At 49.8% G+C, this 13029-nt stretch carries 16 protein-coding genes; 13 read left to right on the top strand and 3 right to left on the bottom strand.

What is annotated here, in order from left to right; all coding sequences use genetic code 11:
* Positions 1-145: 145 nt before the first annotated feature.
* The gene (locus tag PT300_07715) at positions 146-3010 is read left to right on the top strand and encodes an AAA family ATPase (protein ID MDF7680482.1); all 2865 of its coding nucleotides are present in this window, start codon (positions 146-148) and stop codon (positions 3008-3010) included.
* Positions 3011-3538: 528 nt separating this feature from the next.
* On the opposite strand, the gene PT300_07710 is transcribed toward PT300_07715, so the two are convergent.
* Entirely contained in the window at positions 3539-4159 is a 621-nt protein-coding gene (locus PT300_07710) for a hypothetical protein (protein ID MDF7680481.1), read from the bottom strand.
* Between the two features lie 94 nt (positions 4160-4253).
* Here PT300_07710 and PT300_07705 point away from each other — a divergent pair, with 94 nt between their 5' ends.
* Entirely contained in the window at positions 4254-5852 is a 1599-nt protein-coding gene (locus PT300_07705) for a YfjI family protein (protein MDF7680480.1), read from the top strand.
* A gap of 389 nt (positions 5853-6241) precedes the next feature.
* Here the strand turns inward: PT300_07705 and PT300_07700 are convergent, their stop codons facing one another.
* On the bottom strand, positions 6242-6460 hold the full coding sequence (locus PT300_07700; protein ID MDF7680479.1) for an AlpA family transcriptional regulator: 219 nt from the start codon (positions 6458-6460) through the stop codon (positions 6242-6244).
* Positions 6461-6569: 109 nt separating this feature from the next.
* Positions 6570-7187: an inovirus Gp2 family protein gene (locus PT300_07695; protein ID MDF7680478.1), complete on the bottom strand. Its 618-nt coding sequence runs from the start codon at positions 7185-7187 to the stop codon at positions 6570-6572.
* Between the two features lie 866 nt (positions 7188-8053).
* On the opposite strand from PT300_07695, the gene PT300_07690 reads away from it, so the two are divergent.
* From PT300_07690 to PT300_07640, 11 genes are all read left to right on the top strand, one after another.
* Positions 8054-8521 carry a hypothetical protein gene (locus PT300_07690; GenBank protein MDF7680477.1) on the top strand — a complete coding sequence of 156 codons (468 nt, stop codon included), beginning with the start codon at positions 8054-8056 and terminating at the stop codon, positions 8519-8521.
* 58 nt (positions 8522-8579) lie between these two features.
* Positions 8580-9092 carry a DUF4234 domain-containing protein gene (locus PT300_07685; protein MDF7680476.1) on the top strand — a complete coding sequence of 171 codons (513 nt, stop codon included), beginning with the start codon at positions 8580-8582 and terminating at the stop codon, positions 9090-9092.
* Between the two features lie 94 nt (positions 9093-9186).
* Positions 9187-9546: a hypothetical protein gene (locus tag PT300_07680; GenBank protein ID MDF7680475.1), complete on the top strand. Its 360-nt coding sequence runs from the start codon at positions 9187-9189 to the stop codon at positions 9544-9546.
* 84 nt (positions 9547-9630) lie between these two features.
* Positions 9631-9843 carry a hypothetical protein gene (locus PT300_07675; protein ID MDF7680474.1) on the top strand — a complete coding sequence of 71 codons (213 nt, stop codon included), beginning with the start codon at positions 9631-9633 and terminating at the stop codon, positions 9841-9843.
* Positions 9844-9939: 96 nt separating this feature from the next.
* On the top strand, positions 9940-10758 hold the full coding sequence (locus tag PT300_07670) for a DUF932 domain-containing protein (GenBank protein MDF7680473.1): 819 nt from the start codon (positions 9940-9942) through the stop codon (positions 10756-10758).
* Entirely contained in the window at positions 10758-11018 is a 261-nt protein-coding gene (locus tag PT300_07665) for a hypothetical protein (protein ID MDF7680472.1), read from the top strand. Before PT300_07670 ends, PT300_07665 begins: the two co-directional genes overlap by 1 nt.
* A 92-nt stretch (positions 11019-11110) precedes the next feature.
* Positions 11111-11542 (top strand): antirestriction protein, encoded by a 432-nt coding sequence (locus PT300_07660; GenBank protein ID MDF7680471.1) that lies wholly within the window; start codon positions 11111-11113, stop codon positions 11540-11542.
* Entirely contained in the window at positions 11500-11877 is a 378-nt protein-coding gene (locus PT300_07655) for a type IV toxin-antitoxin system YeeU family antitoxin (protein ID MDF7680470.1), read from the top strand. Before PT300_07660 ends, PT300_07655 begins: the two co-directional genes overlap by 43 nt.
* A 51-nt stretch (positions 11878-11928) precedes the next feature.
* A complete protein-coding gene (locus tag PT300_07650) occupies positions 11929-12333 on the top strand; it encodes a TA system toxin CbtA family protein (protein ID MDF7680469.1) in 405 nt (134 codons plus the stop codon).
* On the top strand, positions 12302-12793 hold the full coding sequence (locus PT300_07645) for a DUF5983 family protein (GenBank protein ID MDF7680468.1): 492 nt from the start codon (positions 12302-12304) through the stop codon (positions 12791-12793). Before PT300_07650 ends, PT300_07645 begins: the two co-directional genes overlap by 32 nt.
* Positions 12794-12822: 29 nt before the next feature.
* Positions 12823-13026, top strand: coding sequence for a DUF957 domain-containing protein (locus PT300_07640; GenBank protein ID MDF7680467.1), 204 nt, complete (start codon positions 12823-12825; stop codon positions 13024-13026).
* Positions 13027-13029 lie beyond the last annotated feature (3 nt).

Genomic DNA, 13029 nt, shown 5'->3' with positions numbered 1-13029 from the left:
CAGCCTTCTGAACGAACCTTCCGGTGGTCAATCTGCTGATGTCGGGGATGCCGAAGCAACAGGATACTGCACCTTTACGAGGTTGTTTACCTGATTATTCCCCCGTAAAATCAATGCTCTTTTTTTCGCCACGGAGTCACCGGCCATGAAAATTTGCCTCTACCACACCGTCAATCCGGAAGGTATTCCGGGCTACAAAAAATTTGCGCAGGCCATCGCGGCGGATAATTTCATTCAGACCGATGTGCGTAAAATTGACACTAACCTTTACCGGGCACGCCTCAGCATCCGGGACCGGCTGCTGTTTTCCTTCTACCGCTATCGTGGTGAAACCGTCTGCCTGGTGCTGGAGTATCTGCGTAACCATGCCTACCACACGTCGCGTTTTATTCGCAAAAATGTGGTCATTGATGAAGAACGACTGCAGCCGGTGCTGGCTCCTGATGATATTGACGCTGAGCCCCTGACGTACATTAACCCGTCGCATGGCCGCTTCCACCGGCTGGATAAGATGCTGTCGTTTGATGATGACCAGCAGGCGTTGTACGAACACCCGCTGCCGCTGGTGATTGTCGGCTCGGCCGGCAGCGGCAAAACAGCGCTGGTACTGGAGAAAATGAAGCAGGCCGTCGGCGACATTCTGTATCTCAGCCTCTCCGCCTTTCTGGTGGAAAAAGCCCGTACGCTCTATACCACCAGCCACGAGGAAAATAGCGCACAGAATATCGACTTCCTCTCGCTGAGTGAGTTTCTGGAAACCCTGCGTATCCCGGAAGGCAAAGAGGTGACCTTCCGCGCTTTCAGCGACTGGTTGCCTCGTAATAAGACGACGGCATCCCTGGGGTCTGCCCATACGTTATACGAAGAGTTTCGGGGAGTGATTGGGGCAACCGTGTCTGATACGGGTCCGCTGCGCCGGGAGGACTATCTGGCGCTGGGTATCCGGCAGTCGCTCTACCCTGCCGATGACCGAGAGACGGTCTACTCGCTGTTTGAGCGCTACGTTGCCTGGCTGAAACAATCCCGGCACTTTGATACTAACCTGCTCAGCCATCAGTACCTGCCGCTGGCAACGCCCCGCTACGATGTTATTTTCATCGATGAAATCCAGGATATGACCCCCGTTCAGCTGTTGCTGGTCCTGAAAACCTTACGCCACCCGGGCCAGTTTTTGCTCTGCGGCGATGCCAATCAGATTGTTCACCCCAACTTTTTTGCCTGGAGTACGCTCAAAAGTCTTTTCTTCCACCAGCATCGCGGCAATGAAGCCGCCATTAATATCTTACAGGCAAACTACCGCAACGCACCGCACGTCACCGCACTTGCCAACCGTCTGTTACGACTCAAGCAGGCGAGATTCAGCGCCATTGACCGGGAAAGCCATCACTTCGTCAAAAGCTGCGGTCAGGCGGAAGGCGTCGTCAGACTGCTGGAAGACCGTGAGGCAATAAAACAGGAACTGAACGCCAGAACCGCACGCTCAAACCGCGTAGCGGTGGTGGTCATGTATCAGGAACAAAAAGAACAGGCCCGTCGCTGGTTTAACACCCCGCTGATATTCTCGGTCCAGGAAGCCAAGGGGCTGGAATACGAAACGGTGATTTTATTCAACATGGTCAGCCATGCCCGCCAGGCGTTTGACGATATCTGTGAGGGCATAACCCCGGCGGCGCTTGAAGATGAAGCGCCGCGTTATACCCATACCCGCCCGCGCGACAAACAGGACCGCTCGGCTGAAATTTATAAATTTTTCACCAACGCGCTGTATGTGGCGCTCACCCGCGCCACCCATAACGTGTATCTCGTCGAGCAGCATGTGGAGCATCCCCTGTGGTCATTGCTGGCACTCTCCCGTGAGGAAGCGCAACTGAATATTCAGGAAACCGCGTCAAGCCTTGAGGAATGGCAAAAAACCGCCCATCTTCTGGAAAAGCAGGGGAAACAGGAGCAGGCCGATGCAATCCGCGAGCAGATACTCCAGCAGCGCCCCGTGCCCTGGCACATCACTGAACCTTCTGAAGCCCGCCAGTGGACGCCGCAGATACTGACCGGCACCGCCAGCAAAGCCACGCAGCTACAGGCGCTGGAGTACAGCCTGATATATTCTGCGTTCCCGATGTTCAATGCCCTGTACCGCTCGGATTTTAAGCCCGCCCTGCAGCCACGGGAAAAAAGCCTGCAATTGCTGGAGCAGAAGTATTTCCGGACGTACACGATGAACAACCCGGCAGCCGTACTGCGGGATGTTGAACGTTATGGCATCGATCACCGCACGTCGTTTAACCTGACCCCGCTGATGGTCGCCGCCCGGGTAGGTAACACCGGGCTGGTTCAGCAGCTCATTGACAAGGGGGCCAACCCTGGCTTAACCGGCAACGACGGGTTAGCGGCTTATCATCACGTTCTGTCCACCGCCATCCACTCCCCGCGTTACGCACAACAAAAAAGCGCTCAGCTGTATGCGCTGCTGAAACCAGAGAGTCTCTCGCTGCAGGTGAACGAGCGGCTCATCAAACTGGACGACCGGCATATGGAAACGTTCCTGGTGACGCTGATGCAGGCGCTGTTCTATACCCATCTGGGGAATGCGCTGATCCACAATTTCGCCTTTAGTGCCGCCCAGCTGGCAAAATGGGTGGCCCATTTACCGGACGACATTCTCCCCGCCAACCGCAAACGCCAGAATTACATCAGCAGCCTGCTCTCACAGCACGAAGCCAGCAGTAAAAATGCGTACGGCAAAAAGCTGTTTCTGAGGCTGCTGCATGGGCAGTATATTCTTAATCCGGCACTAAAAATCCGGCAGGGAGAAGAATGGGTGCCGGTCTATCAGCAGCTGTCTCTGGACGATATGACGGCGAACCTGCAGGCTCTTCTTCATGGTTTCCCGGGAAGCCTGGACGATACCCGCACGGCCAAAAACATTTACCACGAACGCATTGGGAACATAATAACCTACTGGACCGGGGTCATTAACAAGGCCAGCAAAAACCAGGGTCAAAGCAGGTAATACCGCTCTCGCTGAAATTTTCGTTGCGGCGGGTCACGGGCATCTGCCCGCCAGAATGACCAGCATACCGACGAAAATCGCTGCCCCCCCTGCCCCGACCTCCCGTGCTGATACTGATGTTGATTCAGTCTGTTGCGGGGGCGCATGTTATGGGGAGGCGGATAACACCAGTGGAATTCAGCGGGATACGCAGGAACCTGGAGCACCACGCTGGGGAGGTTAACCTGACGCAGGTTAACATCACGCATCTGCTACCAGGACTGGCAGGACGATGTGCTGGTCTTACCGGCGTATGGCCTCTTTGCAGAGAAACGCATTACCCTCAGCCCTGTAGTACGCGTTATTATCGGCCAGCGTTGAAGACGATAATGGCATACACCTCCTGCTGCACACCATCAGTGGATGATTCGTTTTGCGCCACGCCCGGCATATCCATGTTCATCATCAGCACTATTTTGCATTCCGGTGCACTGACCACTTCCCTTATACCAACGGACAGACAGACATCCTTGCCCGACAGTGTGATTGTTAGATATTTTTAGCTACTTCATTGAATTTCTCTCGTAAGTAGTCTTTTACCCGCAATATCTGCGAAATCGCACTATCGGCGTTATCCAATTGATCCTGGATAATCTGCAGTTCAGGTGGGAGTGGGATCTCCATATTGGCAAAATGCGTAGCAATATAGGGTTCCATATGTTTCATCCATTCTGGTTTTTCCCCTATACGCTCTTCTAACGTAAGAGAAGCCGATAAGCGTCGATTAATCTGATCACTCAGACTGTCGCCCTGTTGTTTAGCGATTTCGCTGAGGATGCGTTTAATTTGATCATCCAGCATAATATTTGAACGTGTTTTCATACAACCTGAACCCCATCCGTTTTGTGTGTATACAAACAACAATACACACCAATCATGCGCATGTAAAGATCGATTATTTTTGTGATGGTAAGCCCCGAACTCACCAGAAGACAGTGGCAGATCTAATGTCCATGCGAGGCTAGTGACGGGCGGAGTACTCAGGTATTCGTGGAAATAGCCGGGGGCTTCGGTCAGCACTTCGTCATGTACCGTCAGTATGACGGTCATAACCGTTAACTCCCGCTCCAGTGCAACCAGTATGAAAGTAGTTTCCTTCGACGAGAACATTCGTGATGATATCCAGTTCGCTTAAAAGACAGCACTATCGCATTTTACCCGCCCTTTGTTTTATGCTTAAAGGAAAATAAACAAGGGGTACAACGTGAATAAAAATGATTTAACCTGGGTGGACAGAGCCCCCCGTCCTGACCTTTCCGACTATCCGAGTGAACGGTCATTGCCTCCTTATCCGGTCTATCTTTTCCCGGAAATATTATCGAAGCCTCTTGGTGCCTTACATCATGGCACTCAAATCCCTGTTGAGTTAATCGCAAATACCGTACTCACCGCAGCTTCGCTTGCCTGTCAGTCGCTCATTGAAGTGATCCAGCCACACACAAATACACCAACCCCCTGCTCTCTCTACTTTTTTTCAATTGCAGAATCTGGTGCAGGGAAATCCACTGTCAAAAATATCATTATGAAACCTTTCTATGATTTTGATGAAAGAATGCGGCACGAATACAGTGATAAAAAAGCGGATTATGATGCAAAAATAGAGGTATGGAAAATAAAGAACAAAACACTCATTAGAAATCTCCGCAAGGCCATTGACAAAAATTTCAATGGAGAATTCGAATCCAGAAAAATTGTTGAGCACACCAGGTCAAAACCCCGGGAGCCAGTACCGCCTCAGATTATCTATAATGATACTGCAGCAACCGATCTGATTTATGGCCTCAGCCGATATCCCAATGCCGGGCTCATTACCGATGAGGCGATAACTTATTTTGGTAATCGCCCCAAGAACAAGATAGGTTTTTTAAATAATGCCTGGGATGGTAGTTCCTATCACTTCCGTCGGGGTGGAACAATAGACTGTCATTTTACGCCCTGTTTAACAGCGTCACTCATGACACAACCCGGGGTGTTTGAAAGCTTTATGGAGGTACACGGTAAAATATTCAAAGAAAGTGGCTTTTTATCCCGTTTTTTATTCATCAGAACGGATAACCTTGAACACTACGGTGCTGAGGCATTAGCACATGGAGAGCACTGGTCAGAAATCAGAGAATTTCATGAAAGGCTGGATTTACTGCTTAGCAAACAAAAAGAACGCATTGATAATAATGAAACAGCAAAAACGCAGTTAACACTGTCAGATAATGCACTTAATATCTGGAAGAAACACAGAGAGTCATTATTAAATAATATAAAACCAGGTAACGAGCTTTATTACATTCGCGAATTTGCAGTTAAATCCAGCACAAATACACTAAGAATGGCTGCCATCTTTCAGTACATCTGCAACGAGAGCGCAAATGAAATCAGTGAAGATATCATGGATAACTGTATTGAAATCACTGACTGGTACCTGAATGCAACTAACCGTATTTTCTTTGACACCCCTGAGCGTATTGAATTTACACAGGACGTCCTTAAACTGTACCAGTTTATACTGTCCCGCTCTAAAAAAGAGAACGGAGCCATAACAACAGGTGAGATTGAACAGTATGGACCAAATAAGCTAAGAAAGGTGGAGAAGCTGACGCCAGTCCTGAATCACCTCGTTGGCCAGGGAGATGTTATACTCTACAATTCAATATCCAACGACACCATTTATATTTCAGCACTTAATCATGATGGTCTCTACCCGCAACCAAGAAACACTCCCGCCCATAATATACGTGCGGCAGACTCTACAGCTTTCAGACCCTGTTTCCACATCGACTTATCAGATATCAGATTAAAAGCAAAATAATTTACAAAACCAAAAACACCTTCATATGAAGGCTGGGCACCACAGCCATGACAGTACAATAAACGAACAATTATTTATCTTTTACTGTATTATTTATTCTTAAAACCCGCTATTTCATACGTTTTAGCGGGTTTTTATATATTTGAATTATAAAAATTACACACAAACGCTCAAAAAACAGACATTCAACATTCGTACCTTAGAATCGTTCTCTGTAAGATATGCGCCACACTCTCAAATTCGAAAGCACAAGAATGCGGTGAAGGAGTGCAACTCTCATCCCCTACGCCTCTGTAAAATTATATTTAAATAAACATACTATTTATTTTATAAGAATACACAACGGTATTCTGGCAACATTATACCAGGTTGCAACAGGCGTAGCACCGCTATAAGTCGCGAGAGATTGTAATACGCTCCAGCACCCAGACTTCGATTTCACTTTTAAGCCAGCGAGAGCTACGCCCGAGCTTAATAGGCTTAGGAAACTGACCGTCCTGTATTAATTTGTAGAACCATTTATCACTTAACCCGGTGAACTCAGTGATAAAAGCCATATCCACGAGTTTATCACTCAGCAGACTGGTATTAGTGTTAGCAGTTGTCATGACGTTTTCTCTCTGTCTTAAGGAAAGGGAAGACAGGAGCACCGGTAAATGTTAATCCGGCACTCTGTCATAACATCTGCGGTACGGATAAAAAAATACTTATACGTAATCAGTACTGGCTACACCCGAAATTACGCTGACCGTCTGAATAGTCCTTGCTGTATTCTTTAGCCAGGTAATTAATACGAGTCGTCACTTCAGCGTACTGCGTGGTAAAATCAGCACTGTTTTTACTGAGGTGGTAATAACCATTGTCAGGAAACTCCACCAGTGAGTAATACTGCTCATCGTTTAGCCTCAGTGCCCGTACCCAGGCTTCCATAATCATCAAGGCCAGATTGTGTGAATACTCACCGTTTACTGACCGATAATTCCCCGGATACGCAAAGTTTTCACGATTGAGCAGTAATGCAACATGATAGTGTTTCTTACCACAGTTACCGAACTCACGGGTCCAGATATAACGAACCCGACAAGGATGAACCCGCTTACCTGCATTCTGTCTGTTCAGTAAATTTGTATTAACCTGAGCGTTCAGGGAGGCAATGAATCGGGTAATTAACGATGAATCAGCGTTATAACAGGCAGTATTGAAATCAGGTAGGCGTAAATCGACCCTCAGGACTAATGTACGGGAATATTCATCAAGTGATTTATTCAAGGTGTCCTGAATACGTTTAACATGGTTCCGATTCAGTGGGTAGTGGTAGTGCGTATTGAAACTCATGAGTACTGTCCTTAAGTTAGTTGTTCAATAAGATACAATGCTGGAGTAATAAATTACTTTTAAAGAGTGATGAGGAGATATAGCAGGTCTGTGACCAGACCACCTGCGTACTTTATGACTGTCAGGAGTATGCTGTGGGTGTAATGCCCTTCAGTTGGACACAGCAAACAGTGTGTTTAATACTTGTTGAATAAGGATATTCTTATAATGAAATCTTTAGAATAACCCCCTGTCAATTGCACTTCTTATTTCAATAACAACAGTCTGATAATAATATCCATACAGTGATATCCTTCTATATAGGTATATTACCAACCCGACAGGCAAAAGCTTAATATCGACAAAACTACAATAGAAGAAGAAAATATCAATCAACGTTATTTCAGGATAAACAAATCGATTATTTTACTCTCAAGTTAACGTTAATCACTCATATAATATAACAACCTATATGATCATAATTTAACCGTCTAACAGGCAACATTTACGCCACGCAAAATACCTGATATTCGACAGATAATGCCCCGGATCCACACAGCGACGTAGGCCGCTTAACGTAAATGCCACTGAGCACACCTTCCTGTAGGCCCCACACTTTCCAGCAAATTTTCAGATACACATCACCCTTCTGCAACAGGGCCAGGTAATCGTTAAATCTGCCTGCTTTTCGATAAGCATTTTGCTCAACCACGATCGATTTTGTCGATCGGTTCGATCGAATTTCATCGTTATCCACCGCACTTTTGTGGCTATAGAATCCTCAGGGGCTTTCTGTAGCGACCTGAGTTTCATTAAAAATCATACAGATAAATAAAAATCCCGGTACGGAAGCTGTGCTTTCGGGTTCCCGGTAAGGAGATAAAGAAATGAAAAGAAAACTAATAAACACCGCTTTAATGCTGACCTGTGCGCTGGTGCCCACCATGGTACAGGCCTTTGGTAATCATGAGACGTGGAGCAAGGGCTGGGCCCAGGGGACGTCTGAGTTTGTGATTCTGGGTAAGGGGCAGTCACAGCTGTATCTGGCCTGCGATGATTACGGCTCTCAGCCTGCCAGCGTCATATTCACGGACGCCACGGGACTACAGGTCAGCATGGACAGCGGCAAAACGCTTCAGGTCCGGGTTGACGGCGGTGAACCCATTGACATCAGCGACTCTGACAATCATGCAGGCGATAGCAGCCTCACGTTTGCCTGGAACGCACTGCGCACCGGTAAGCAGGTGCTGGTCACCGGTGATGGCGTCCGCCCTGCCCTGTTCACACTGAATGGTGCCGGTAAAGTCCTGCCCGCCTTTAACACTCACGGGTGCGTATCAAAATTCGCACTCTGACCCTGAATGTCAGGCAATCGTCTGACTTATCACTAAAACCAGTAAGGATACATGTTGTATGAACGATATTTCTCTCCTCAGCCAGCGACTGGCAACACCCACCCTGCATTTTGTTCTGCTCAGCATCGTCACCTTCGGTGTCTGGCCGCTGCTCTGGCTGTACAAAAAGCAGGAGATTATCAGCGAGACAACGGGATATCCGCTTTACGGCAATCTGTTCATCATCTGGCTGGCCGTCTGCTTTGGCGTCGGGCGACAGATGGCGGCAATGGCCTCTCCGGACCTCGCAGGCTACGACCCGACCAGCGATGCCCTGCTGGGGTTAAGTGCGGTGCTGTCACTTGCCTGTGCCGTCATGTATATCGTCTGGGCTTTCAAAGCCCGTACTGCACTGCGTCACTATGCGCTGAACACCTTCCGCTTTGACCTGAAGATGAACGCGTTCTACACCGTGGTTTTCAACGTTTTCTACATCAACTACTGCATCAACGATATGCCGCAGGCCCTGGCAAAGCACCGCATTATTCATCAGCAGGTTCAGACGACGTCCGATACCCCACCTCAACCGTAACCCTCAGCACATTGTCACGCAGCTGCGCTTATATCAGCTTTAACCCAAAAGACGGGTATCAGCGCTCTGGCGTGGCTCCTCTAAGGAATACATTATGAATATCAAATACGGGTTGATACCCGCTTTACTTTTACTGCCGGCATCGGTGATGGCCGCTCCGACGCCTCCGATAAAAGTGGAGACCAGTAATCAGGTTCACCCCGCCGGAACGCGCTACGTCACTGTAGTGGTCACCTCCCTGGATGACAGTATCAAAGTTGAAAACATAGACGTGAACCGGGGTAATTGTCGCATCGATAACAAAAAGTTTATGTCCTCCGTGAACAAAGAAACTATTCTGCCTGCCACCCTGCACTACGGTCAGTCAGTCAAAGTGAATTTTTATAATAACTGCGTGGCTTCAGAAGTCATCGTGACTACTGATAAGGGAGGATGGCGTTACACCTACCACTGAGCCTTCCAGCTCTGATTTAAAATCACCTGTTAAAAAATGTCACATCACCCACGGGCTGCCTCTGCGCAGTCCGGAGCCAATCCTATGACCTTTCTGAAAATGCTGGTGACCGCCCTGGGTCAGGCACTGACCTGGTGTGGCGGGCATCAGGCCCGACAATATATTGAAATCCGCTTTCGTCAGGCCGGTTACGATGACGACAGCATTGATGCCGCCAGGGAAGCCGTGACGCTTCTGGTTAGCGCACTGATAACCGCACTGATGACGCAGATACTACAGCTTCTCGACCCTCTCTGAATTTTAGCTGTTTTCCATAATGTACACCGCCCCTGCCTCCTCACGGAGCAGGGGCTTTTGCTTTTATGCCGTTAAATCAACCATAAGGAATTAACTATGCGTTTAGCCAGCCACTTTGGGCGAACAAATCAGATCCGCCGCGATCGTCCGTTAACCCGTGAAGAACTGATGCAGGTCGTTCCCAGCGTCTTCAGTGAAAATTGCCACGGATCCAGGAGCGAAAAATACGCTTATATACCCACCATTACCCTGCTCGAAAACCTTCAGCGCGAAGGCTTTGAACCGTTCTTCGCCTGCCAGTCACGCGTTCGAGACCCGGGCCGCCGGGAGCACACCAAACACCTGCTGCGCCTGCGTCGTACCGGCCAGATAACCGGTCAGCAGGTTCCCGAAATCATTTTGCTTAACTCACACGATGGCAGCAGTTCATACCAGATGCTGCCGGGGCTGTTCAGGGCCATCTGCACCAACGGGCTCGTCTGCGGACAGTCGTTCGGTGAAATTCGTGTACCGCATCGTGGCGATGTGGCCGGGAAAGTGATTGAAGGTGCGTATGAAGTACTCGGCGTCTTTGATCGGGTGGAAGAGAAACGCGATGCCATGCAGTCGCTGCAGTTACCACCACCTGCACAACACGCCCTGGCAAACGCCGCACTGACCTACCGCTTTGGTGAAGAACACCAGCCGGTCACCGCCACGCAGATACTAACACCCCGCAGATATGAAGATCGTCAGGACGACCTGTGGACCGTTTATAACCGTATTCAGGAATCATTGCTGAAAGGCGGACTGAGCGGACGCACCGCAAAGGGTAAACGTACTCACACCCGCGCAGTAAACGGGATTGATGGCGACGTTAAGCTCAACCGTGCGCTCTGGGTGATGGCGGAAGAACTGCAGCAGGCCCTGAGCTGATGCAGCACATTCCTGCTAATGCTCACCAGGCAGAAATCTGGCCTGTCTCCCTGCAAAACCAGCCCAGCAGCCGTTCCATCTCCGACGATGACCTCTGTGCCTGGTGCAGGAATCTCTGCTACCGGCCTGGCGAACTCAGCTTGTGCCGATTGTCTGTGGCTGACGGCATCTGGCCCTCACAGTGCGATGCCGATGGCTATGCACAATCCTGCCCACAGTTACGCCTGAACGCACTACCTGCAGATATCACCAGCCGGTAAAACGGCGCGCCTGTTACCAAAAAAATCAAGCGACTTACACGCTCCTGCTCAGCGGGAGTGCGCTTATGACCGTTACAAAAGGAACAACTGACATGACCGACATTATCAACCTTAACGATAACAACCTGTTACGCCAGAAATCTGCCAGTGAAGTCTCCACACTGACCGCCACCCTCGTACAGGACGAACAGCGTGTTGGCTTCTGGCCACAGCACTTCGGCAACATACCGCAGTGGATAATCCTTGAACCCACCGTCTTTGCCTGGATGGACCGCTTCTGCGCGGACTACAGCGGCGGCATCTGGAATTTTTATACGCTGAGCAACGGCGGCGCATTTATGGCCCCGGAAGCAAATGAGGAAGCCGATGATAAATGGTCACTGTTCAACACCATGAATGGCAACGGTGGCGAACTCAGCAGTGAGGCCGCCGGAATAGCCGTCTGTCTGATGACTTACAGCCACCACGCCATGCGCACCGAATGCGACGCCATGACGGAGCACTATTACCGTCTGCGGGACTAAACCACGATATCCCTGAACCCTGGTGGGGGCTTAAACGCAGTATAACGCCCTGTTTTGGCGCCCGCCTGGTGCAGGAGAACAACCACCTGCATTACCTGGCTGACCGCGCCAGTATCACCGGCACCTTTAGTGACGCGGATTTACGCCATCTCGACCAGACATTTCCGCTGCTGCTTAAACAGCTTGAACTGATGCTGGTTTCCGGTGAACTCAATCCCCGCCATCAGCACGGTGTCACGCTCTACGCAAAAGGGCTGACATGCGATGCCAACACCCTGGGTAGTTGCGGCTATGTCTATATTGCGCTTTACCCAACACCTGCAACAACCGCGTAAATCTTCTTGCTACTTATCTTCGTTTTAACCCATCAACAAAGAGATCCAGCTATGCAAACTCAACAACTATCCTCAACGGGGGAGACCTCACCACGCCCGTCACCGGTGGAGATCTGGCAACGGCTTCTGAGCCACCTGCTGGATCGTCACTACGGCCTGACGCTCAACGACACGCCTTTCGGCAATGATGGTGTGATCAAGGAACATATCGAAGCCGGTATCTCACTGTGCGACGCCGTGAATTTTATCGTGGAAAAGTACGATCTGGTACGTACCGATCGCAGTGGTTTTAACACAGAAACCCAGTCGCCACTTCTCACCAGTATCGATATTCTCCGCGCCCGCAAAGCCACCGGGCTGATGACCCGCAACGATTACAAAGTAGTGACCGATATCACTACCGGCAAATACAGCGGGCGACTCAATGAAGCTGTCCTTCACCGTGGAGGCCGATAGCATCAATGTACTGGCCCTCAACATAGGCCGGATCGTCGTGGATATCGATGGGGTTGAACTGGCTGACCTGATCAATGTGGTCTGTGACAACGGTTATTCACTTCGTGTTGCTGATGCTCCAGGAAAGCTGGTCGTTGAAGATCCGCTTCCGCCCATAGCCCGCGTTAACGGTATCCAGTGCAGTACCGCGCATATCACCGAAGCCGATAACACTCTGCTGTTTTCCCTTTCACACCAGAACGAAGACTTTGGCGACAACGAGTGGATTCTGTACACCGGGTCGGGCTATCTGCTCCACCTGGGGGCGTGGTCGTTTCCGGTATTACGCCTCAAACGTCTCGGCCTGTCGAAAGCCTGTCGTCGCCTGGTGGTAACGCTGATGCGCCGTTACTCCGCTGGCATTATTCACCTTGATGCCTGTGGCGAAGTGTTGCCCGGCGTTGCTACCTTTGACTGGTAACCCAGCCTCAATCACCACATGGAGTTCTAATGCCAGAATTAACCACTGAAGCCGCTCTCAACATTCTGATTGGCTGGCTGCGGGACAATATCGATTGCGATACGGAGATCATCTTCGACAACGACGAAGATAACACCGACTCAGTAGCCCTGTTGCCCTGGATTGAACAGGCGCTCAAAGATGTTCGCGATCTCCGTCATCTTCAGCTTCTGCAACAGTCCAGGACAGATTAGCCA

This window comes from Enterobacteriaceae bacterium ESL0689, from assembly GCA_029433525.1.
Lineage (GTDB): Bacteria > Pseudomonadota > Gammaproteobacteria > Enterobacterales > Enterobacteriaceae > JAQTIF01.
The sequence above is the reverse complement of the archived record's forward strand: the minus strand, read 5'-3'. Positions and strand labels throughout refer to the sequence as shown.